This window comes from Haloarcula hispanica ATCC 33960, from assembly GCF_000223905.1.
Taxonomy (GTDB): domain Archaea; phylum Halobacteriota; class Halobacteria; order Halobacteriales; family Haloarculaceae; genus Haloarcula; species Haloarcula hispanica.
Genome location: NC_015948.1, coordinates 270,189 through 293,782, shown reverse-complemented (window position 1 = coordinate 293,782; position 23,594 = coordinate 270,189). Strand labels below are relative to the sequence as shown.

Below are 23,594 nucleotides of genomic sequence, written 5' to 3'. Positions count from 1 at the left end.
ACCGGCCGTATGGCAGCGATAGAACTGGATGGCGTCACCAAGCAGTTCGGGAGTCTCACCGCGCTGCAAGGGGTCGACCTCACCGTCGAGGAGGGCGAGATCTTCGGCTTCCTCGGCCCGAACGGGGCCGGGAAGTCGACGACGATCAACATCCTCCTAGATTTCGTCCGCGCGACCGACGGGTCGGCGACGGTGCTCGGCCACGACATCCACGAAGAACCGAAGCGAATCCGTGCCCGCACTGGAGTCCTCCCCGAAGGCTACGACGTGTACGACCGGCTCACCGGTCGCCAGCACCTCTCCTTTGTCATCGAATCGAAAGACGCCGACGCCGACGCCGACGAACTGGCCGAACGGGTCGGCATCGCCGACGCCATCGACCGCAAGGCCGGCGGCTACTCCAAGGGGATGCAACAGCGGCTTGTGCTCGCAATGGCCATCGTCGGCAAGCCCGACCTCCTCATCCTCGACGAGCCGACGACTGGGCTCGACCCGAACGGCGCACGGCTGATGCGTGAGATCATCCGCGAGGAGAACGAGCGCGGCGCGACTGTCTTCTTCTCCAGTCACATCCTCGGCCAGGTCGAGGCCGTCTGTGACACGGTCGGTATCCTCCAGAACGGCCGCCTCATCGCGAAAGACAGCGTCGCCGGGCTGCGCGAGGCCGCCGCCGGGGACACCGTCCTCCGTGTGACGCTGGCCGACGGCGATGGCACTGACGACGTGATTGCAGCAATCGAGGGAATCGATGCGGTGTCGGGGGTGACCGCGGACGGAAATACGCTCTCAGTCACCTGCGACGGCGACGCGAAGATGGCGGTCCTCAACGCCGTCGAGAAGAACGGCCACGAGGTCGCCAACTTCGACACTGAGGAGGCATCACTCGACGAAGTGTTCGCCGCATACACCGAGACAGAACAGAGTCAGCAGGAGGTGGACGCATGAGCACCGAACAGAACCCCGTCAGGCGCTTCGTCGCGGACGTGGATACCAGCATCAAGAACTCCGAGTTCGCCGACTGGTACCCCATCGTGAAAAAGGAGTTCGCCGACTCGATCCGGACGCGGGCGCTGCTCTTGCTGTCGCTGCTGTACGTCGGCGTGATGGTCTTCCCGCCGATCGTCATCCTCTATACGGATCTCGGCGAATCCGCACAGGGCGCGTCAGCCATTCTGTTAACCCTGACGCCACAGATCCTCTCGGTCCTCGTTCCCCTGACCGCTATCGCGCTCGCGTACGCCGCGCTGTCCGGCGAACGCCAGAGCGGCTCCCTGAAGCTACTGCTGTCGCTGCCGTACACGCGCAGGGATGTGATCATCGGGAAGCTGTTCGGCCGGTTCGTCGCCATCGCGACGCCGCTTGCCGCGGTCATCGTGTTGCAAACGCTGGTCATCCTTCCGGAACTCGGTTCAGACCTGGATCTCAGTAATCTCGCCGCCCTGACGGTCGTCAGCCTGTTGCTGGCGCTGGCGTTCGTCGGGCTGTCGCTGGGCGCGTCTGCGGCGACCTCGACGACGAGGCGGTCGCTGATGGTCGCCGCCGGCGTCTGGATCTATCTGTACCTCATCTGGGACCGAGCGGCAGGGGGCATCTTCACGCTACTACAGGAACACGCGAGCGTCGAACAGGCGACGGCGCTGAAAGTCGAACTGTTCGTAAAACTGGTGAGTCCGATCGCCTCGTACAACACGCTGCTGAACTCACTGTCGGGCGGCATGTCCACCAGAGAGGCCCGGATAGCGATGTTCAGAGGGCTAGGTGGGTTCCTGCCGACGCAGAAAGAACAGCTCGCGGCACAGGTGCTTCAGGACTCCGTCCCGTGGTATCTCACGGACCCGGTGGCCGTCGTCGTGTTGCTGTTCTGGTGTCTCTTTCCCCTATTCATGGGCTACCGCGTGTTCAGTGAAGCTGACCTATAGGACGCCTCGCTGTTCCAGCAGGGCTTCGAATTCGCCCTCACTGACCGTTTCAACGTCGAACTGTTCGTCTCGCTTCTGAGTCCTATGGCGGCCTACCGAACGCTCGTTCAGGAGATATTGCAGGGCTCGCCGATCCGCTCGCGGCTCCTGCTCACGTCGAGTCCGCAGGTGACATGTGAGGGGATGCTGGGCGGAACACTCGAAGTGACAGAGGCCGGAGCTGAGTGTACCAACGCCGCGCTGCCGCCCCAGTACGGGACGGTTGTGGTCATCGGTTACCTCCTGCTGTGGCTGGTCGTCCCGCTGGTCGCCGGCTACTACGTCTTCGAAAACAAGGACCTGTAGCGCTCCGTCGCTGTTCACACGCCGGTTCACAGTTTTTATGTGCGTGCTGACTACCGCAGTGAACACGTCACCCGGGGGATTTGACACCGCCAATCTCGAACCGAACGCTGCTTGGCGACCTATCTTTCGTGCTCCCACTGTTCCGTCACTTCGCGAGTGACGGCAACCACTCCCGTGACCTGCCCATCGACTTCCAGCGGCGTGAGGCGGTACTCCAGCACTTCGTACCCGTGGCCGGAAAACTCGCCGCTCACCACCCCTCGGAGTTCGTCGCGGTCGCCGTCAATCAGCTCTTGGTATGGGTCCCCCTCGTACTCGCTCCGGATCTTGGGCAGGAGCTGGCTCGGTTCACCTTCCAGTTCGTCCTTCGATGTCCCGTAGAACGAGGCTAAGTACTCGTTGACAACCTCGAACCGACCCTCCGTGTCGTAGATGCAGGCCGACTCCGGCATCGTGTTTACCATCCGCTCGTACCGTCGTAGCTCCCGTTCTCGCTCCCTGAGGTCGGTAATGTCGGTAACGAATCCCTCCAGCACGGCCGAGTCAGCACCCGTACCGGGGACCCGGTGGCCGCGTTCCCACATCCACTTCGTGGCGCCGTCTGCAGTGATAATCCGATAGGTCATCTCGAACTCGCCGTCGGCCGCGAGCGCCTCCCGGACGGTCTCCGTGATTCGGTCTCGATCCGCCGGATGGAGGACGTCCTCACCCCAGGTTACCGCCCCGGTCTCGAAGTCCGTGGCTGTGTAGCCGGTGAGCGGTTCGATTTCGCCCTCGACGGTTTCCATTGGCCATCCCGGTGCGTTCAGGCGGCGATAAACCATGCCTGGGAGGCTACTGATGAGCGATTCCAGCCGACGGGTTCGCTCGTCGAGTTTTCGCTGGGACCGATGTGCGTCGACAGCGTTTCTGATCCGGTTTGCGAGCAGTGTGTACTGCTCGGCGCCCGAACCCTTCTGGAGGTAGTCGGTCACACCCGCAGAGATCGCATCGCTCGCGATTTCCTCGGACCCTTTCCCGGTGTAGAGAATGAACGGGAGCTCCGGGTAGCGCTGGCGGACGGCTTCGAGGAACTCGATCCCGTTCTGGTCAGGCATGTCGTAGTCCGAGACGACGCAGTCGTACTGGACCGTAGAGAGTGTCTCTAGCGCTTGTTCGGCACTCGCCGCCGTCTCGACGCACAACCGGTCGTCCTCGTGTTCGAGCAACGCCGCAGTCGTGTCGGCGAAGTTCGAGTTGTCATCAACGTGGATAATACGGACCGAATCACCAGAATGGTCCATTATTTTGTGTAGTTGACGGTGCACGAACAAATAAATATGGCCGAGACCGAGGGTCACCGCCAGACAGGGATCGGCGCGATCAGTCGTATTGACTTCGGTTCCGGGAAGTCTCACCACGGCCGACGGCTGCGTCCGGGACCCGCGATTACAGCACGCCCGCGTCGTCCAATAGTTCTTCGAATTCGCCCTCACTGAGCGTCTCGACGCCGTATTCGTCCGCGTCGTCCTGTTTTCGCTGGCCTGGGTTGTCGCCAAGCACCAGATAGTCCGTGTTGCCGGAGACACTGCTCGTCGCTGACCCGCCGTTGCGCTCGATTAGGTCCTGTGCGTCGCTGCGGGTGTAGCCGTCGAGCGACCCGGTGAAGACGAACGTCTGGCCGTTCAGGGCGTCGCCGCCCATTTCCTCAGCGGCCTGCGGGTCGACGTGGTCGAGCAGGCGGTCGATGACGGCGCGGTTGCCCTCGCCCTCGAAGAACTCTACGATTGAGCGCGTGACGGTCGAACCTACGTCGGGCACGGCCTCGAAGGCGTCGGTGTTGCCCTCGTCGGCAGCGTCCAGTATCGCCTCGAACGTGCCGAACTCCTGAGCGAGGTTTCGTGCGGTGACGGTGCCCACTTCGGGGATACCCAGCGCGACGAGGAAGTTCGCAAGCGGCGGCTCGCGGGCGTCCTCCATCCCTTCGACGAGGTTCCGGGCGCTGGTCTCGCCCCACCCCTCTAGGTCAGTGAGGTCCTCGACGGTGAGTTCGTACAGGTCCGCGGGGTCCGAGACGAGGTCGGCGTCCAGCAGTTGCTGGACGGCCTTCTCGCCCAGGCCCTCGATGTCCAGCGCGTCGCGGCTGGCGTAATGTTCGACGCTGCGCTCGCGCTGGGCGGGGCAGGTGAGGCCGCCGGTGCAGAACGCCATCGGGCCATCGCGCTCGACCGGGCTGTCACAGGCTGGGCAGGTGTCCGGGAACTCGAAGTGGCCGTCGCCGTTGTCATCGAGCACTTCGACGACGTCCGGGATGACGTCCCCGGCCCGCTTGATGCGGACGCGGTCGCCCACGTCGACGCCGAGGTCGGCGATGAGCGAGGGGTTGTGCAGCGAGGCGCGGGAGACGGTGACGCCGCCGACCTCGACGGGGTCCATCAGCGCGACGGGGGTGAGCCGGCCGGTCCGGCCGACCTGCACGACGATGTCCCGCACCGTCGTCTCCTCCTTGCGGGCCGGGAATTTGTAGGCGAAGGCCCACCGCGGGGCGCGCGAGGTCGAGCCGAGTTCGTCGCAGGCGTCCATGTCGTCGACTTTGATGACGACGCCGTCGATCTCGTAATCGAGGTCGTCGCGGGCCTGCTGCTGGTCGGTCCGGTAGTCGATGGTGGCGTCGATGTCGTCGACGACAGCGGTCCGCTGGCACACCCGGAGGCCCCACTCGGGGAACCGCTCGTGTATCTCGCTGTGGCTCTCGAAGCTGACCGAAGCGTCAAGGACGCCGAAGAAGAACACCGACAGCGGGCGTTCTGCGGTCACCGCCGGGTCGAGCTGGCGGAGCGTCCCGGCGGCGGCGTTGCGGGGGTTCGCGAAGGGGTCCTCGCCGCGCTCGACGCGCTCGCGGTTGAACGCCGTGAAGGCGTCCCGCGGGATGTACACCTCGCCGCGGACGGCCAGGAAGTCGGGGTAGTCACCGCGGAGCCGCTGGGGGACACTGGAGATGGTCCGGACGTTCTCGGTCACGTCCTCGCCGACCTCGCCGTCGCCGCGGGTCGCAGCGCGCTGATAGACGCCGTCCTCGTAGACGATCTCGATAGAGAGGCCGTCGAACTTCGGCTCGCAGAAGTACTGAACGGCGTCGGTTCCCAGCCCGTCGCGAACCCGCTCGTCGAACTCCCGTACGTCCGCTTCCTCGCCGCCCTGGTCGATAGAGCCCATCCGGGCGACGTGTTCGACGTCGGGGAGTTCGTCCAGTGGCTCGCCACCGACGCGCTGGGTCGGACTGCCGTCGGTGTCGAGGTCGAACGCCGATTCGAGTCGCTGGAGCCGGGCAAACAGCGCGTCGTAGGCCCGGTCGCCGATGACCGGGTCGTTCTCGACGTAGTACCGGTAATCGTGGTAGCGGAGCGCCTCGCGCAACTGGTCGGCTTGCTCGCGGGCCGTCGCTTCGTCGAGAGTCGTTGTGTCCTCGAACTCGGTCGGGGGTCCCTCGACATAGGGGTTGTCCGCGAGATCAGCGTCGTCGGCTACAGCCATTACAGTCTGTTCTGGGTGCCGACCACTAAGCAACTCCGTCTGGGATTGCAGAGTGTTATACCAACAACAGCGGCCCTCGTCAATCAGCGTGCTGAGCGCCAGCCGACTCCGATGCTACGTCGGCAAAGCCGGTCCGGTCGACCGCGATAGCATCGACGTTGGCAAACAGGAACCCGGCGAAGCCGACGCGGATCAGGAGCCCCATGTACTCGCTGATGACGGTCAACACGAACGGGTCGAACACGTCCGCAACCGCAAGCAACGAGTAGGCGATGAGCATCCCGATGAGGAACAACAGGAGGTTCCGGGACTTCCAGTGCAGGAGCCGCTGGTCGTCGGGCAGGTCGGCCGCACGACGCCAGACTGGGCCGAGTAACAGGTACGCAAGCAGGAGCTGGCCGATAACGAGGACGCCAAAGCCGACGAGTCCGATAGCGCCGCCGACGATCGTCCCGCCGTTGAAAGCGATGACCTGTACCGCCGGGATGGCGGCGGCGACAGCCAACGTTCGGCGGGACGCCCCGGCTATCGCGACCGTGAGCGTCCACAGCACCGTGTACGCGACGAAGTCGTCGACGATGTTCGGGACAGTGAGCTGGGACCCGGGCACTGGCAGGACGCCGGCCGCCGTCAGCGCGGTCGTCACGGCCGAAATCCCGACGACGGCCACCACCGGGTAGCAGTAGTGTCGGTGGGACGACGGAATGCGCCTGAGCCACCCAGAGAGCACGACGGCCGCGACGGCCAGCAGGACCGCGGCGATCTCGTAGACGGCCGACCCGCTAATCATCGTCGCCCCCGACGCGCTGTTGTCCGGCGGTCGGTGTCGCCCCGTCCGTTCCACCGTGACCGACTGCCCGCGTCTCGAACGCATCGAGTCGATCGATGAGTTCTCGGGTCCGTGTCGAGAGGTCCTCTGCCCGCTGCCGGACGGCACTCATCGTTTCGGCGGTTTCCTGGGCCGTATCGGCCAGGTCGTGGGACTGTTCGGCGACGTCGCTGGCGACCTCGCCGACGGTGTCGATAGTCGCGGCCAGTTCCTCGGTCGCGCTGGCACCGTCGTCGGTCGCCCGTGAGATCTCGGCCATCGCAGCGTCGACATCGTCGACAGTGTCAGTCAACCGCTCGACGGCGTCACCGACCTGATTGACCGTGGTAACGCCCGCGTCGATGCGCTCTCTGGTGTGGTCCATCTCGTCGGCCACCTCGTCGACTTCCCCGCGAGCCCCCTCAACGATACTCTCGATCTCGTCGATCGCCGCCTGGGTTTCCTCCGCGAGCGTCTTGACTTCCTCGGCGACGACAGCGAACCCGTCACCGCCGTCACCGGCGTGTGAGGCCTCGATGTTGGCGTTCAGTGCGAGCATATTCGTCTGCTCGGCGATATCATCTATCAGCCCGGTCGTGGCCGCGACGTCGTCCATGCGGTCATCCAAGTCAGTCACCAACTCGTCGAGGTGGGTCACAGCGGTTTCGATTCCTTCGATGGCCTCAATGGCCTCTGCCGTACGGTCTGTCCCGGTCGCGCCTACGTTCGCGGCTTCCCCGGCCTGTCGAGCGACTTCGTCAGTCGTCGAGGCGACTTCTTCGACGGTCGCGGACAGGTCGTTCGTCTCTTCGATGGCCGTTTCGAGCTGGGTTGCCTGTGCTTCGATATCGCCGGCCAGTTCCCGGATATCGACGGCAAGAGACTGATTGAGTTCCTCGACCTCTGTCGCGTCGGCAGCGACGGCCGTGCTTGCTTCCTCAACATCAGTTGCGAACTGCCGGATATCGACGACAGTTTCCGAGAGGCCGTCGGCCATCTCCTCGTAGGCGACCGAGATCCGTTCGACGGCATCGACACCGGTGTCTGTGTCGAGACTTCGGGTGAAATCGCCGTCAGCCGCGGCCGTCATTGCGTCACCGATGTCCGTCGCATGATCAAGGAGCGTTTCGTTGAACTCCTCGGCCTCCTGTCGCGCCGCCTGTGCGTCTTGCTTGGCCTGTTCGGCCTCCTTACGTGCGGTTTCGGACTCGTCGAACGCGTCGCTGAGAGAGCGGCGCATACTGTCAAAAGCCGATGCGAGGCGACCGAACTCGTCCGCGCGGTCGACGTCCGGACTAGTCTCAAGGTCGCCGTCCTCGATAGCTGTCGCGGCGTCGGTCAGGCGCCGGAGTTCGACCGCCGCGTTCCCGGCCAGAACAATCGCGAGCAGTCCGAGATTGAGCGTTACCACGAACAGCGTCCCAGAAATGGCCGCGAGTCCAGCCCCCTGATTTGCCGCGTGCGCGGCAAACACAGCCCCGAACGCGAGCGTGACTGCGAGCGTCACACCGATTGCGACCCCGATTCGTCGGCTGTAGTGGGTCACAACCCTCGCTCGCACGTTCGTCCCAGTCATACGTACGAATTTCTGACCTCCTGACTTATGCCTACCTTTTCGAATTCAAACACTGATAATTGGGGTGTCGAGGCCTAAAAACGGTTTTTTATAGATATTCGGAACTGGGCGTTTCGATCCTGCACAAGCACAATCGCTATCAGGGGCAAAACAGGAGAGGAGGAGCAAAAACTCCGCAAACCGAAAGTTATCGGCCAATACTGGCGCTTGGTGCCTTGATAACGAGTTCCCCGTCGCTTCGGACAGTGACCGAGTGACCGGCATATTCAAACGAGATACTGACAGGCGTCGAGCGCTTCGAGGAGTCGACGAGTGAGTCGAGCGCTTCGGGGTCGACAGTCTCGTACAGCGGTGCGAAGTCAGTTTGTTCCCGGCCGGTCATGGCGGAGATGTACTCAGTCACTGCCGCGCTCGGTCGCGTCTCGCTCCAGTCGAACTGTTTTCTGGTCACGTTCATCGGTGTTGAGGAGTCGCTGTCCCTACTCCGCCTGTTGCTTTTACTCATATGGTTCGTCTATCTACATCAAAGTAGTCGGCAGTAATATAGTCTTCCCAGCATTATCAAACTGTGAAAACGCCAAGTGGTAGAAGCGAACCGCCCCAGAACGGCCTATAGCCCCGGCCTCAGTCGATTATTTCTCAATTTACAGATCGGCGACGTCCTCGATTGCGTCGGTTAGTTCTTTGATACTCTCGACGGTGTGTTCGCCCATGTGCCCGATGCGGAAGCTCTCCTCGCTGATGTCGCCGTAGCCGCTGGAGAACACCATGTCGTATTCTTCGGAGACGGTCTCGACCGTCTCGGCGACGTTGATGTCCTGCGTGTTCTCGATGCAGGTCACCGTCTGGGACTCGTAGCCCTCCTCGGGGTAGAGGTCGAAGTGTTCGCGCGCCCACTCGCGCGTGTACTCGGCCATCTCCTGATGGCGCTGGTCGCGGGCGTCGTGGCTCTCATCAAGCATGTGTTTCATCTGCTTGCGGTACGCGAGCATGAGCGGAATCGCCGGCGTGGAGTGGGTCTGGCCCTTCCGGTCGTAGTAGTCCAGACAGCGCTGGAAGCCGCCGTACCACGACGCCGAGTCTTTCTCCAGTTCCCGCTCGTAGGCCGCGTCGCTGACGGCACAGACCGCGAGCCCCGGCGGCATGGCGAAGGCCTTCTGCGTGGACGTGAAGATGGCGTCGATGCCGTGTGCCTCGATGTCGATCTGGTCGCCGCCGAGACAGGAGATGGCGTCGACGATGAAGTAGGTGTCCGGGTACTCCGCGACCACGTCGCCGATCTCCTCGATAGGGTTCCGGACGCCGGTCGAGGTCTCGTTCATCACGGCCCCGACGGCGTCGTAGTCACCGGATTCGAGCGCGTCACGGATGTCGCCGGGCTTGACCGCCGTGCCCCAGTCGTACTCGATGCGGTCGACGTCCTTGCCGAGGCGCTCTGCGACGTTGGCCTGGCGCTCGCTGAACGCGCCGGAGGTCGGCACGAGCATGCTGTCCTCAACCAGGTTGAGCGTCGTCGACTCCCAGAACTCCGTGCCCGACGCCGTGAGCACGATGACGTCGTTGTCGGTGCCGAGGAACTCCTTCGTGTCCTCGACGATGGTGGTGTAGAGGTCCGTCATCCGGTCCATCCGGTGGCCGAACATCGGTTCGGCCATCGCCTCGATAACGTCCTCACGCACCTCGGTCGGCCCCGGGAGATACAGCGTCTTGTCCTGATAGTCGTCTTTGTATTCGCGTTTTTCGGTCACAGAACCACCTGTAGTAGATGACCACTCGAATCCGGGAGGCATGGTAGTTTTGATACCGGGCGAAGCGAACCGGCGTGCGGCCTGAGAAGAGCGGACCGCTCACGAGGAAAAGACACAGATGGCGGTTGTACCTTCCACGAAGTATTTATCAGTTGAATAACCACATTCGTCCATGGGCCGCCCCACCCCGCTCACGGACGCCCAGCGAGCGGCCGTCGCCGATAGAGCGGTCGAGCAAGTCGCCGACACGCTGGTCGAGATGCACGCCAACTCGGGTTCGGGTCACCGAAGACCGCTCAGCGACGACGATACCGGCGGACACCGTACATGACCAGACCGGCGTAAATTGCCGGGCCGAACAGAACTGTGGCACTGGTCGCTACCGCTCCGCTGAACAGATATCCGAGGAACACGTCGAGAAACACCAGCAGGAAGGGAGCGAGTGCGAGTGCCTTCCCGCCGGTTCTGAGCGCCGCGTCGAACGTCGACTGTGTCGCGGCAATTGCCCCGACACCGGCAACGACGAGGAGATACAGTGCAGCGCCCGGGGGCGAGACGAGTGGGAGGGTAAACAGCGCGATACCGGCGAGTACGACACCGACGAGTGTCGGCCCGTTGTCGCTCTGTGCGAGAGCGTTCTGGATACCGTCGACGTCGCCGGCGTTCAGCGCCGCTTCGAGGTCTGACGTGGTCTGGCTGCCGCCGGCATCGAGAACCGTCGTTCCGGTTCCGGCGTCGACCGGGCTCTCGAAGTCCCGGCCACAGTGCATACACCACGTCGCGGTCGCACTGACCTTCTCCGAGCAGTGAGGGCAGCGGGGGTCGGCGGTCATACTGTCATGTTCGAGGGCGCACAGTTAGCGGTTACGGGGGGAGAATATACAGGTGTCCGCGGTAAACGGGGTGTATGGATTGGGTCGCACGGGCCGAGAGCCTCCTGTACGACGGCGAGGTGATCGAAGCGGACGTCAGGCTGGACCGTGGCGGGGTCGTCGTGACGAGTCACCGCGTCCTCGTGTTCACGCCGGACCGCGAGGGGTCGAACTACCGACAGGTCGACCGCCCCAACGTCGAGGGCGTCGACGTCACCACCAGCGGCGACTGGTCGTTTCTCGAACTCGGCGTGAAGGCGCTGGTCGTCGGTGTCGTGCTTGTGGCCGCCGGGATGACCGTGAGCCTCGACAGCCTCGTGGGCAACGTCTCGCTGGACAGCGGCGGTGCCGCGAGCGCCGTCGGTATCGGGGGCATGCTTGGAATGCTCCAGACGATGCTGACGCTGATGGCGCAACTGGACGACCTGATGCGACTGTTCGGCGGTCTCGCACTGGCCTTTGCCGCCGTCGTCCTCGGTGTCTACCTCTGGAGCCGCGACCGACTGCTCGTCGTGCGCGTCGCCGGCGACGACGATATCGAGCTGACTGCACCGGACGACGAGAGCGTCGTCGACCGGATCGAAGCTGCCATCGTTCCGGAGGCTCCGCCTGCCGATGCCGGCAGTGCGGCCCAGTCGGCGCCAGACGACCCGCTCCCGTGACGTTCAACCCCGCCGAGCGCCAACCCTGTGCTAATGGACGCCGACGAGGTTCGAGAGCGCGCGGGGTCGTTGCCACGGGAGCCCGGCGTGTACCTGTTCGAACAGGGCCGGGACGACAAACGCCGGGTCCTCTACGTCGGGAAGGCTGTCGACCTGCGGGACCGCGTGCGCTCGTACGCCGACCCGCGGAGCGAGCGCATCGCCAAGATGGTCGAGCGAGCCGAAACCATCGACTTCGCCGTCACCGACACCGAGACACAGGCGCTGCTCCTCGAAGCGAACCTCATCAAGCGCCACCGGCCGCCGTACAACGTCCGGCTGAAAGACGACAAGTCCTACCCGCTGGTCCAGTTGACCGACCATGCCGTCCCCCGAATCGAGGTGACCCGCGACCCCGCGGACGGCGCAACCGTCTACGGGCCGTTCACCGACAAGGGGCGGGTCGAGACGGTGGTGAAGGCACTGCGGGAGACGTACGGGCTCCGGGGGTGTTCCGACCACAAGTACAGCAACCGGGACCGGCCCTGTCTCGACTACGAGATGGGCATCTGTACCGCACCCTGCACCGGCGAAATCAGCGAGGGCGAGTACGCCGAGGACGTCGAAGCCGTCACGCGGTACTTCGAGGGTGAAACCGGTGTTCTGGCGGACCCGCTTCGCCGCGAGATGGAGGCCGCTGCACAGAACCAAGAGTTCGAACGCGCCGCAAACCTCCGGGACAAGCTCGGGGCCGTCGAGGCGCTCCACGGAGAGGGAGATACCGCCGTCAGCGACTCTGGGGGGTATCAGACAACAGACGTGCTTGGGGCTGCCATCGAGGGCGAGCGCGCCATCGTCGCCCGGCTCCACGCCGAAGGCGGCAAGCTCGTCGAACGGGACCGGCATACACTCGAAGCACCGGATGGCGAAGGGACTGCCGGCGTGTACCGGGCGTTCATCCCGCAGTACTACGCCGAGCGAGAGCTCCCCGACCGGATTCTCTGTGCCGAAGCCCCTGCCGACCCGGACATCGAAGCGTGGCTTGAGAGCGAGGGCGTCACGCTCGGCGTGCCCGGGGCCGGTCGGGAGGCGACGTTGGTCGACCTCGCGCTGAAGAATGCCCGCCAGCGCGGTGGGACCGACGACGAGAGCGGCCGTCTAGCCGACGCACTGGGTATCGACCGTCCGGGCCGTATCGAGGGCTTCGACGTGAGCCACGCACAGGGTCGGTCAGCCGTCGGTTCGAACGTCACCTTCGTCGACGAGACGCCCGAGAAGAGCGACTACCGGCGGAAAAAGCTCACCGAACAGAACGACGACTACGCGAACATGCGCGAACTCCTCCGCTGGCGGGCCGCGCGCGCCGTCGAAGGACGGGACGACCGGCCGGACCCGGACCTGTTACTTATCGACGGCGGCGACGGCCAGCTCGGGGCGGCCCGCGACGCCCTCGCCGAGACCGGCTGGGACGTGCCGGCCATCGCGCTGGCGAAGGACGAGGAACTGGTCATCGCGCCCGACCGCGTGTACGACTGGGACAGCGACGCCCCGCAGCTCCACCTGCTCCAGCGGATTCGCGACGAGGCCCACCGCTTTGCCGTCCAGTACCACCAGACGCTACGGGACGAAGTGTCGACGACCCTTGACGACGTGCCCGGCATCGGCCCCGAGACGCGGAAGCGACTGCTCCGGCGCTTTGGCAGTGTGGACAACGTCAGGACAGCCTCTGATGAAGAACTGACGGCTATCGACGGTATCGGCGAGCAAACCGCGGAGACGATTCGGTCCCGGCTGCAGTGATTTTGTATAGCGTTTAGTGGTTTATCGAGCCATAGCGCTCAGATTCACTAATCTGTCGAGAAGAGGCTAAAGAAGGCCGCTATATGGCTATTCCAGCGTCTTAATGCCGTTATAGCGAAACGACCGAGTTCCGGAGCGTCCCGACACCCTCGTAGGTTATCTCGATTGTGTCACCGGGCGCGACCGTCCCCGGGTTGGCCGGACTGCCGAACGCAACAACGTCGCCCGGACGGAGCGTGAACCGCTCGGAAAGGTACGCGACCACCTCGTGGGGACCGAACAGCATCTCGCTGGTGTTGGCAGACTGCCGGCGCTCGTCGTTGATATCGGTGTACATGTCGATACCGGTGGGGTCGACATCAGTCTCGATCCATGGCCCCAGGGGCCCGGACCCGTCGAAGGCCTTGCGTGCGGTTCGGCCCTGCTGGTCCAGCGCGTCGACGTCGTTCAGGATCGTGTATCCCGCGACTGCGTCCGGAACATCAGCTGGGTCGATATCGTGGCACCGCTCGCCGATGACCGCAGCTAGCTCGCCGGCGTAGGTGAGCTCGTCGGTGAATGGCGGGTAGGGAATGTCCTGCTCGTGGGCGAGCAGTGACGTCGGCGGCTTGATGAAGAAGTCAGGCTCCTCGGGCCGGTCGTAATCCATCTGGTCGTTGGTCGCGGCGTAGTTCCGACCGACGCAGTACAGCGCGGTCGGTTCACACGGCGGGAGCAGTCGTCCATCGCGACCGACCACGTACTGGCCGTCGTCAGCGTGGACGACGCCATCGACGTATTCGCCGGTGAGCGGTCCATCCTCGGTCAGAAGTCGTGCGGTTCGCATACTGAGTGGTCCGTGTGGCGGTGAAAAAGGCGTGTCGGCTACAGTGTGCGCTGCTTCGTATCTATCACCGGCAGCAAGGCCTGAAACGCTGATTTGTCGCCGGTCCGGCGAAGTAGGTATTCCGTTTTTGGAGCCGAAGTAAATTCGATATCGCTATACCAAATCCTCGATGGCCGCGAAACTGGCATCGCAGTATTCGAAGGACGGAACAGTGGTGACGCCACCGAAGCGATTTTTTCGCACAGCGGCGTACCGACGAACATGGCTGTGACCCGACGGCTCCTCATGGCCGTCGTCGGAGTGTTGTCGTTGCTGGTCTATCTCTCGGCGGCATACGTGGGGTACGCGCTGCTTCTACCAGTGTGGGACAGCCGTCCGTCGCCGCTGATAGCCGCCCTTGTCGTTATCGTGACGGCAATTGTTTTCGGCATCGTGAACTACTGGGCTGCTACGGCGCGGCTCAAGCGGTCTCTCGACGCAGTCGAACTCTCGCGGGCGCGTGTGCCGGAGGTCTACCGCCGCCTCGACACGCTCGTCGATCAGATGGACGTCGAGACGCCGACGTTGCTACTGGCGGAGCTGCCGATCCCGAACGCGTTCGCCATCGGCGGCGGCGCTGGGGTCATCGTCGTCGACCGGCGGCTGTTCCAACTGTTATCCGCGACGGAGTTCGAGGCGCTGCTGGCACACGAACTCGCACACTTAGAGACCCGCGACGCGCTCGTTCAGACTGTCGCGTACAGCCTCGTCCAGACGTTTGTCGGGCTCGCTGGCCTCGTGGTGTTCCCCACCGTGGTGCTAACCGGCGGTATCGCCCGTTCGCTCGCGTTGCTTCGCGGCGACCCGTCGTCGTGGTCGCGTTCCTGGCTCGGGCGGGCACAGCAGTACGCGCTACAGGTCGTTGCTGGTCTCGGGTTCGCGGTAACGCTGCTGATACTCGGCTACTCCAGGCGTCGAGAGTTGGCAGCCGACGACCGCGCGATCGAGATAACGGGGAATCCCGTTGGACTCGCCCGAGCCCTCACGAAAATCGAGCAGGCGTCGAAGCCGGAGACCGGTCTCCTGCGACAGTTATACGTTCACAGCGAAGCGGACAGCGAGCTTTCACGTCTCCTATCGACGCACCCGCCGATAGACGAACGGATACAGCGGCTACAGGAGATCGCAGCACGGTAGTTCCGCGAGGGTGAGTGAGTCGTCAGGCAGCCGTCGGTAGCTGCGTCGTTCAGCGACGGTCGGTAGCGCCGTAGTATATGCAAACGATTACTTATAGAGATGGACAAACCCATTCAACAAACATATAGGAGATATATGACTAAGAATCGGTCTTCTTCGTGGTAGATACCGGTCGAAACACGTCGGTTTTGGCGGGCGTGTCTGACCAACGACAGTCTCGTTTGAGGCGTGAGAGGGATACGAACATTGTACACCAATCTCGTCGAGGTGAGTGAGCAGCCGGATGTGTCGCGTCTGAGGCTGACACGGGGAGAGTCTCTATATGCACATTGAGAGCAACATAGCGGTCCTAGAAACCGCTATGTTCGGCAAGGCCCTTACATCCGCATATGCAAGCCAGCATCCCGCAGCGAGCGACCGAGGGGGCAAAGAGCCACACATACGGATGCCCGCTGTGTAACTGTGGTGCGGACAGCGAAGACGACATTTACTGCCATCTGCTTGTCTCACACCGGAAGAGCGCACTTGTTGACGCGCTTCTCGAAAGAGTGGACAGCGACGAGTTGGCCCGGGTTTAATTTCGGTACGGGCGTCAGTATCGTCTAGTAGTACTAAATAGTTAATACTGGAGAGAGTGTTACGGTATTTGTGTTCATACTTGTTCACTTGTTACCCATATTCTGAAGTCGAAGGGTAAAATTGGCACCGTTCGCGTAGTAGATTCGACCCGGTTCAAGAGCCTTTGGGCGTACTACAGCGCATTGGCTGATATTTTTTCGTCGGTGCTGTTTATCGCTATAAATTAAATACCGCTATATCAAATGTCGGGAGAGCGACTCGGGCGGCGGCCAGTCCAGCAACTACCAGCAGCGGATCAATAACATACATACACATGTTATACTATGAAATAGATTTATATACTAGGAGGAGGCGCAGCAGCGATCAGTCGTAGCGACACGGCAACAGAATGCGAATAGCTCAGGGAGACCGGTACGGACCGACGAATAGTAATTTCCAAGCAACGCAGATACCGCAACGCGGCCACGCTGACGTTGTGACAGATCTGGCAACACACAGATCGTATTGTCGTGCTGTTTGACAGCGGTAGCTATTTTAGTGCCTTCAATTGCGGTTCCGCTGTGAGTCGGGCATCGCGAATTCGGGGTTGGACCGGCGACGCTGGGTACACTGGCTACGGTGCCTGTTATCCAGCATTCCCCCGTGACCCACCGGTCGTTCCATACCGTCGAACGACGCGGCACAGCGAAGGATGGGAAACGCGTAAGTATTGGGAATGAGATGAATCAAACGTATGACGCAGACGTATGAGAACTATATCGGCGGTGAGTGGACCGGGAGCGGAGAGACACAGGACGTCACGAACCCGGCAGACGAGACTGACGTCGTCAGCACGGTTCCGGTGGCCTCGGCGGCGGACGCCGACGAAGCGGTCGCGGCCGCGGCGGAAGCAACAGACGAATGGGGCGGAATGTCTGGCCCGGAGCGCGGCGTGCTCCTGCGTGAGACCGGTGAAATCCTGAAGTCCCGGAAAGACGAGCTTGCGGAGACGCTGACCCGCGAAGAGGGGAAACCGCTCGGCGAAGCCGAGGGCGAGGTACAGCGTGCGATTGATATCTTCTATTACTACGCGGAGAAGGCCCGCGACTTCGGCGGCACTGTCAAACAGCCAAGCGGCGGCCGCGCCGGTCTGCAGACGAAAAAAGAGCCGATGGGCGTCGCGGCGCTTATCACGCCGTGGAACTACCCCATCGCGATTCCGGCCTGGAAGATCGCCCCGGCGCTTGCGGTCGGCAACACCGTCGTCATCAAGCCCGCGATGCAGGCGCCGACCGTCGGCGCAATGATCGTCGAGGCGCTTGACGAGGCCGGTATTCCGGACGGCGCTATCAACCTGGTCTGTGGCCCCGGGAGCGAGGTCGGCGAGCGACTGACCACCCACGAGGATGTCGACGTAGTGTCGTTCACCGGCAGCGCGGCCGTCGGCGAGCACGTCTACGAACAGGCGACAAGCAACGGGAAGCGCGCGCAGGCAGAGATGGGCGGGAAGAACCCGACCGTTGTCATGCCGAGCGCCGACGTGGACAAAGCGGCCGACATCGTCGGAGCAGGGGCCTTCGGCGGGACGGGCCAGGCCTGTACGGCCACGTCCCGGGCCATCGTCCACGAGGACGTGTACGACGAGTTCCTCGACGCCGTCGTCGACTATGCAGAGTCGCTCGAGATCGGAAACGGCCTCGACCGGGCCGGCATGGGTCCCCACGTCAGTGAGGATGAGCTCGCGGGGAGCCTGGAGTACATCGACATCGCACAGTCGGAGGGAGCAACCCTCGAAACGGGCGGCGAAGAGCTCGCTGGTGGCGAGTACGACGCCGGGAACTTCATCTCGCCGGCCGTCTTCTCCGACGTCGAACCTGACATGCGCATCGCACAGGAAGAGGTGTTCGGGCCGGTGCTCGCCGTGATTCCTGTCTCCGACTTCGACGAAGGTGTCGAGGTCGCCAACGACATCGACTACGGGCTCTCGGCCAGCATCGTGACCGACCGAATCGAGGAGGAAAACGAGTTCATCGAGCGCTCCGAGTCTGGTGTGGTCAAGGTCAACGAGAAGACGACCGGACTGGAACTGCACGTTCCCTTCGGCGGCCTCAAGCGCTCCTCGACGAACACCTACCGCGAGCAGGGCGACGCCGGGCTGGAGTTCTTCAGCTACATCAAGACGGTGTACCGCAACAGCTAATCGAGGCGGCCACCGTCGCTGACGGTGTAGTTTCTGTTACAATAAAGTTATATAGTATTATTCTTAATATCCTGTTGCTCTTGTCCACCGCAAGAGCGAGCGTACAAAGTCATGGTCGTAGCCCAACCGGCCGACGATGGTGGAACGGTCCCAGCATCGACACTGTCTGTCCCGTACAGACGTTCCACTCTCGTTATTAGCGCCCCGGCATCCGAAGCAAGTTTCACTACCGCGAAGTGCCACTAGCCGGACCGGTCAGAATACGGCGAGAAACGGGACCGGTATCCGATTGGGCGCAGCGCCGTTCTGTCGTTGGCAGTCATTGTAGACACCCCGTGTGAACACAGCGAGCGGGGCGGAGCTTCGAAGCGGCCCCCTTGTCAAACGAACCGTGGCGCTCCGCCCTCGACAGTCCGTTCAGTATTATGGAATGTTCCCGTAACGGTTGTACTGTCGTTATTCTCGATACGGAAACCGGAGAGCGTAGACGAAGACAGTCCACAGACGGCCCGTGAAACAGTATTTTCCGCCCGGATTATCGACGGGTCGCTGTAGAATATATGCGGGTGAGACTGTCATATCGTTCCATAATACCAAACATCTATGTCATCTGCTGGGACTAGTTTACTCAACAGACGAACTACCATTCGCCACTCTGGAACAGCGGGAGCTGACACGGGCGTGCCAACACAAAAGATAATATCCAGCCAGTCGATGGCAGTGGCATGAACGTTGACGCGCTCACGGGAGGATTCGACCGTCGAGACTGGCAGGAACAGACAGAGACCAACGATCCAGTACGGTTCGCGATGATCGGCGTCGGCTGGTGGACCACCGAACAGGCGATGCCCGCCGTCGACGCGGGGGACCTCTGTGAAACGACTGTGCTGGTCAGCAGTGACCGCGAGAAGGCGGCCGATGTGGCCGCTGATTCGGAGACAGTCGAACACGCGATCACCTACGAGGAGTTCCACGACGGGGCTGCGAGCGACGCGTACGACGCCGTCTACATTGTCACCCCGAACGCGCTCCACCTCCCCTACGTCGAGACGGCGGCAGAACTGGGGAAGGCAATCCTCTGTGAGAAGCCGATGGAGGCCACCATCGAGCGCGCCGAGCGAATGGTCGAGGTCTGTGACGAACACGACGCGACGCTGATGATCGCCTACCGGATGCACACCGAGCCAGCCGTCCGGCGGGCGAAAGACCTCATCGACGAAGGGTACATCGGCGAACCGCTGTTCGTCCACGGGAATATGACCGAGCCCATCCTCGAACTCGTCCCCGACCCCGACCAGTGGCGGCTGGACGGGGAGCTTTCCGGCGGCTGTGCCGTGATGGATATCGGCCTCTATCCGCTGAACACGAGCCGATTCCTGCTGGATGCCGACCCCGTGGCCGTCCGGGGGACTGTCGCATCGGTACAGGAAGAGTTCGCCGACGTGCCAGACGAACACGGCGCGTTCCAGTTAGATTTCCCCGGCCACATGTACGCGATGTGTACAGCCAGCCAGAACGCCCATCTCGACAGTCACATCTCCGTACTCGGAACCGAGGGCAAGGTCCGCGTCGAACCGGCCTTCTATCCCTGGGACGACCGCGCGCTCCAGCTTTCTCACGAGGGAACGACGGTCGACATCGACTTCGAACAGATCGATCAGATGGAAGAAGAGTTCGAGTACTTCGCCCACTGTCTGCTGACCGACACTGAGCCCTACGCCGACGGTGAACACGGCCTCGTCGACATCAACACGATCAAGGCAATCTACGAGGCCTCCGAGACGGAGTCGACAGTCACACTCGACTGAATGCGGTACGAGATTTTTTGACCCGGCCAGGCGTAGTTCGGCGCATGGTTCAGTCAACGTGGGACGACTGGTTCGTCCACGACGAGATAGAGGCGACAGACCCCGGCGATGGCGTCGTAATCTGGTATCTCGGCTGTAACGGCTTCGTACTCCGGTCGCAGTCGACGACGCTGTACATCGACCCCTACTTCGGGACTGGCGACCCGCCGAACCTCATCCGCATGATTCCGGTACCGATGGACCCCGCCGACGCGACCCAGTGTGATGCCACGCTCGTCACACATGAACACATCGACCACATGCACCCGCCGTCGTACGGCCCGCTGGTCGAGGACCTCGGAGCGGACCTGTATGCGCCGTCGGCGTCGTACGACTCTCCGGACTACGACGGTGAGATGCGGGTGCCCGACGAGCAGCGCAACGAGATCGCCGTCGGCGACGAGTTCGCTGTCGGTGATTTCACCGTTCACGTTACTGGCACCAACGACCCCGACGCCATCGAACCGGTGGGGTACGTCATCAAGCACGACGCCGGGACGTTCTTCCACGCCGGCGATAGCCGGCCTGCCGAGGCGTTTGCCGACGTCGGCGAACAGTTCGACATCGACGTGGGCGCGCTGGCGTTTGGCACCGTCGGCTCTATCTACGAGCCCGAGCCGGACTGCGGTGTCAGAACGAAGTGGTACATGGACGAAAACGAGATTATCGAGGCCGCAAATCAGCTCCAGCTATCCCGGTTGCTCCCCTCACATCACGATATGTGGCAGGGCGAAGCCGGCGACCCGAAGGTGCTCCACGAGCACGCGGTGTCGTTCGACTACCCCCGAGTCATCGAGCCGCTGTACATCGGCTGTTCGGTTCGGCTGGGTGAGGCCGGTATTCGTCGTATTGACGCGCTGGACTGAGTGATACTGCCGGCTGTAACTATTTCAAGATATTCGCCACCCCGAGATGGCGAGATTCTTCACAGACTTACAGCTGGCAGTATGAGACCGTGGTTCCGGTGGCTGCTGTGTCGGCCGCTCAAACAGAGACGGCGTATCTGTCGCGGGGTAGCTTTAATATCCCCACCACAGTATGTCCGGCAAATGTCGCCAACGATAACGAGGATCGAAAGCCGAGAGTTCGAGTACCCCCTTAATGACGTCGGGACCGACAAGCACGGCTTCAATCTGGTCTATGCGCCGGGCGAGACAACCACGCGGAAACTGTTCGGCGTACAGATTCACACTGACGAGGGAATCACGGGCGAGTACGTCGGCGGGAACTCGCCGGCAGCCGCCCAGTACAACATCATCGCGAAGTACCTCATCGGCAAGGACCCGCTGAAACGCGAGAAACACTGGTCCGAATGCAAGCGCGCGCTCCGGAAGTACGACCGGATGGGCATCGGCCCAATCGACATCGCGCTGTGGGACTTCGCCGGCAAGTACTACGACGCACCGATTCACGAACTGCTGGGGACCTACCGCGAGCGTATCCCCACCTACGCGTCGACGTACCACGGCGACGACGCGGGCGGGCTGGACTCGCCCGAGGCCTTCGCCGACTTCGCCGAGGAGTGCCGCGACGAGGGCTTCGGCGGCTTCAAGATTCACGGCTGGGGCGGCGGCGACGACGCCCGAAGTCTCGACCGCGAAGTCGAGGCAGTCCACGCCGTCGGCGAAGCGGTCGGCGACGAGATGGACCTGATGCACGACCCCGCCTGCGAACTGGAGACGTTCGCCGACGCGCTGGAACTGGGCCGGGCGCTCGATGAACAGGGCTTCTTCTGGTACGAGGACCCGTTCCGCGACGGCGGTATCTCACAGCACGCCCACAAGAAGCTGGCACAGAAACTCGACACGCCGATCCTCCAGACTGAACACATCCGCGGACTGGAGATCAAATCCGACTTCGCCGCCAGCGAGGCAACCGACTTCCTCCGAGCCGACCCCGAGTACGATGCAGGCATCACCGGCGCGATCAAGGTGGCTCGCATGGCCGAAGCGTACGGCCTCGACGTGGAGTTCCACGCACCCGGCCCCGCCCAGCGCCACTGCATCGCCGCCTGCCGGAACTCGAACTACTACGAGATGGCGCTGGTCCACCCGGACTGCCAGAACACCCAGCCGCCAGTGTACGAGGGCGGCTACTCCGACCTGATGGACGCCGTCGACGACGACGGGACGGTCAGCGTCCCCGACGGCCCCGGCCTGGGCGTGGAGTACGACTGGGACTACATCGAGGACAACACCACCGGGAGCGTCCACATCTACGAATAGCGGCACTGTTTTTCCCGGTAAGCGCACTCCGTCCGTTTTGACTGCCGCAGTAGCGAGCCGTCTCGTCGTTCGCGGGGACAGGCCGCCGAGCGTCGTCCTGTTGGGTCCCAGGCGAATACTTATGCCGGAATCGTCCGAACGGATAGTAGTTGATGACAGACGGAGACAGGACCCTGACCCGCCGGGAAACGCTCCGCGCAGCCGTCGCCCTCGGAGGGTCGACAGGGCTCGCAGCCTGCCTCGACCTGGAGGGGCAGCCAACGGAGGCGGGAGGGACAGACCGCGGTACAGACCGGCCGGCTGGCACCGAATCGGAGGCTGAACTACCGAGTCGACAGCACGCGTGGAACGAGTTCTCTCGAACCGACGAGCACGGGAATCCGGTGCCGGCTCGGCACCATGTGTTGTTGCTGGCCGACTATGTTGGCGACGGACCGGTCAATGATGGCGACCGGACACAAGCGGAGAACGCGTTTCGCGAGCTAGAGGAGACGTATCGGTGGGGGTCTGACGGGCTTCTGTTTACTGTCGGCTACTCCCCAGCGTACTTCGACCGGTATGACGAACCGCTCTCCGAGTTGGTCGACCTGCCACAGCCAGCGGCGCTGGCCCCTTTCGAGGACCCGTCGTTCGATACCCCGGATCTCCTCGTTCATCTGGCAAGCGACCGCGCTTCGGCGGTGCTGGAGGCCAAGCAAGCGCTGTTCGGTGAGCTGGAGACCGCAAACGGGAGCGAAGTCACCGAAACCATAGACGGGACGGTCGATTTGATCGACCGACGGACAGGGTTTATCGGTGCGGGGCTCCCGGCGGAACACGACGACGTGGATGGCGTTCCGGACGGCGCGGTCCCCGAAGATGCACCGCTGTTCATGGGTTTCAAATCGGGGTTTCGACAGAATCAGGCGACGGAAGACAGCGTAACGATCGCGGAGGGGCCGTTCACGGGCGGGACCACGCAACACCTCTCACTGCTACACACGGAACTGGAACAGTGGTACAACCAAGACTCCCGGGAACAGCGCGTCGCCAAGATGTTCTCGGCGACGCACGCAGCGAAGAACCTGGTCGAGGGCGTGGGCGACAACCTCGGTGATTCGTCGCTCGTAGCGGAGACTGGCGTCGCTGACCGAGTCGAGGACGACGCATTTGAGAAGGGAGTGGTCGGGCACGCACAGAAACTCGCGCGTACACGAGATGAGGGCGGTGACCCACGGCTCCTCCGGCGCGATTTCGCGACGGTAGACGATGGCCAAACCGGAGTACACTTCCTCAGTCTTCAGGAGGGCATAACGGACTTTATCCGGACCCGGAACGCCATGAACGGCGACGACGTTGCGAATGTCGGCGGCGTCGGTACGAAGAACAACAACGGGATACTGCAATACGTTACGACGGTTCGACGCGGGAACTACTTGCTCCCGCCCCGCTCGAAACGCTCGTTCCCCCGTCCGTCGTGACCCAGCCGGCCCCACAGTCCGCCCGAACGACGGCGACGGTCTATCCCTGACAAGGTTTTTTATCCTTTCCGAGAGCAGAG

General features: G+C 62.8%; 20 protein-coding genes. 12 read left to right on the top strand and 8 right to left on the bottom strand.

What is annotated here, in order from left to right:
• Positions 1-9 precede the first annotated feature (9 nt).
• The 3 genes from HAH_RS01475 to HAH_RS01465 all read left to right on the top strand — a co-directional run bounded on the left by HAH_RS01475 (position 10) and on the right by HAH_RS01465 (position 2,264).
• A complete protein-coding gene (locus tag HAH_RS01475; protein WP_014039308.1) occupies positions 10-945 on the top strand; it encodes an ABC transporter ATP-binding protein in 936 nt (311 codons plus the stop codon).
• Positions 942-1,919, top strand: a complete 978-nt coding sequence (locus HAH_RS01470; protein ID WP_014039307.1) for an ABC transporter permease subunit — start codon at positions 942-944, stop codon at positions 1,917-1,919. Before HAH_RS01475 ends, HAH_RS01470 begins: the two co-directional genes overlap by 4 nt.
• 84 nt (positions 1,920-2,003) lie before the next feature.
• Positions 2,004-2,264 carry an ABC transporter permease subunit gene (locus tag HAH_RS01465; protein WP_014039306.1) on the top strand — a complete coding sequence of 87 codons (261 nt, stop codon included), beginning with the start codon at positions 2,004-2,006 and terminating at the stop codon, positions 2,262-2,264.
• 119 nt (positions 2,265-2,383) lie between these two features.
• Here HAH_RS01465 and HAH_RS01460 read toward each other — a convergent pair whose 3' ends face one another.
• The 7 genes from HAH_RS01460 to HAH_RS01430 form a co-directional block, all read right to left on the bottom strand.
• Positions 2,384-3,547 (bottom strand): PAS domain-containing response regulator, encoded by a 1,164-nt coding sequence (locus tag HAH_RS01460; protein ID WP_014039305.1) that lies wholly within the window; start codon positions 3,545-3,547, stop codon positions 2,384-2,386.
• Between the two features lie 145 nt (positions 3,548-3,692).
• Positions 3,693-5,777, bottom strand: a complete 2,085-nt coding sequence (gene ligA, locus HAH_RS01455) for an NAD-dependent DNA ligase LigA (protein ID WP_014039304.1) — start codon at positions 5,775-5,777, stop codon at positions 3,693-3,695.
• 79 nt (positions 5,778-5,856) lie between these two features.
• Positions 5,857-6,567 (bottom strand): bacteriorhodopsin, encoded by a 711-nt coding sequence (locus HAH_RS01450; protein ID WP_014039303.1) that lies wholly within the window; start codon positions 6,565-6,567, stop codon positions 5,857-5,859.
• Positions 6,560-8,161 (bottom strand): methyl-accepting chemotaxis protein, encoded by a 1,602-nt coding sequence (locus HAH_RS01445; protein ID WP_014039302.1) that lies wholly within the window; start codon positions 8,159-8,161, stop codon positions 6,560-6,562. The genes HAH_RS01450 and HAH_RS01445 overlap by 8 nt, the downstream gene beginning before the upstream one ends.
• 187 nt (positions 8,162-8,348) lie before the next feature.
• A complete protein-coding gene (locus HAH_RS01440; RefSeq protein WP_008311299.1) occupies positions 8,349-8,618 on the bottom strand; it encodes a HalOD1 output domain-containing protein in 270 nt (89 codons plus the stop codon).
• A 187-nt stretch (positions 8,619-8,805) separates the two neighbouring features.
• A complete protein-coding gene (locus HAH_RS01435; protein WP_014039299.1) occupies positions 8,806-9,909 on the bottom strand; it encodes a pyridoxal-phosphate-dependent aminotransferase family protein in 1,104 nt (367 codons plus the stop codon).
• 296 nt (positions 9,910-10,205) lie between these two features.
• A complete protein-coding gene (locus HAH_RS01430; RefSeq protein ID WP_014039298.1) occupies positions 10,206-10,679 on the bottom strand; it encodes a hypothetical protein in 474 nt (157 codons plus the stop codon).
• A gap of 137 nt (positions 10,680-10,816) precedes the next feature.
• Here HAH_RS01430 and HAH_RS01425 point away from each other — a divergent pair, with 137 nt between their 5' ends.
• Together HAH_RS01425 and HAH_RS01420 are read left to right on the top strand one after the other, a co-directional pair.
• Positions 10,817-11,443, top strand: a complete 627-nt coding sequence (locus HAH_RS01425) for a hypothetical protein (protein WP_014039297.1) — start codon at positions 10,817-10,819, stop codon at positions 11,441-11,443.
• Positions 11,444-11,476: 33 nt separating this feature from the next.
• Complete coding sequence (locus HAH_RS01420; protein WP_014039296.1) at positions 11,477-13,222, top strand: excinuclease ABC subunit C; 1,746 nt, start codon at positions 11,477-11,479, stop codon at positions 13,220-13,222.
• Between the two features lie 109 nt (positions 13,223-13,331).
• Here the strand turns inward: HAH_RS01420 and HAH_RS01415 are convergent, their stop codons facing one another.
• Positions 13,332-14,048, bottom strand: coding sequence for a fumarylacetoacetate hydrolase family protein (locus HAH_RS01415; RefSeq protein ID WP_014039295.1), 717 nt, complete (start codon positions 14,046-14,048; stop codon positions 13,332-13,334).
• 261 nt (positions 14,049-14,309) lie between these two features.
• Here HAH_RS01415 and HAH_RS01410 point away from each other — a divergent pair, with 261 nt between their 5' ends.
• From HAH_RS01410 to HAH_RS01380, 7 genes are all read left to right on the top strand, one after another.
• Positions 14,310-15,224 carry a M48 family metallopeptidase gene (locus HAH_RS01410; RefSeq protein WP_023843087.1) on the top strand — a complete coding sequence of 305 codons (915 nt, stop codon included), beginning with the start codon at positions 14,310-14,312 and terminating at the stop codon, positions 15,222-15,224.
• 389 nt (positions 15,225-15,613) lie between these two features.
• Positions 15,614-15,802 carry a hypothetical protein gene (locus tag HAH_RS01405; protein WP_014039293.1) on the top strand — a complete coding sequence of 63 codons (189 nt, stop codon included), beginning with the start codon at positions 15,614-15,616 and terminating at the stop codon, positions 15,800-15,802.
• Between the two features lie 734 nt (positions 15,803-16,536).
• Entirely contained in the window at positions 16,537-17,982 is a 1,446-nt protein-coding gene (gene xacF, locus HAH_RS01400) for a 2,5-dioxovalerate dehydrogenase (protein WP_014039292.1), read from the top strand.
• 725 nt (positions 17,983-18,707) lie between these two features.
• On the top strand, positions 18,708-19,790 hold the full coding sequence (gfo6, locus tag HAH_RS01395) for a D-xylose 1-dehydrogenase Gfo6 (protein ID WP_014039291.1): 1,083 nt from the start codon (positions 18,708-18,710) through the stop codon (positions 19,788-19,790).
• Positions 19,791-19,834: 44 nt separating this feature from the next.
• On the top strand, positions 19,835-20,695 hold the full coding sequence (locus HAH_RS01390) for an MBL fold metallo-hydrolase (RefSeq protein WP_014039290.1): 861 nt from the start codon (positions 19,835-19,837) through the stop codon (positions 20,693-20,695).
• A 183-nt stretch (positions 20,696-20,878) separates the two neighbouring features.
• Entirely contained in the window at positions 20,879-22,054 is a 1,176-nt protein-coding gene (locus tag HAH_RS01385; RefSeq protein ID WP_014039289.1) for a mandelate racemase family protein, read from the top strand.
• Between the two features lie 152 nt (positions 22,055-22,206).
• Positions 22,207-23,514: a DUF7405 family protein gene (locus HAH_RS01380; RefSeq protein ID WP_014039288.1), complete on the top strand. Its 1,308-nt coding sequence runs from the start codon at positions 22,207-22,209 to the stop codon at positions 23,512-23,514.
• The last annotated feature ends 80 nt before the right edge of the window (positions 23,515-23,594 follow it).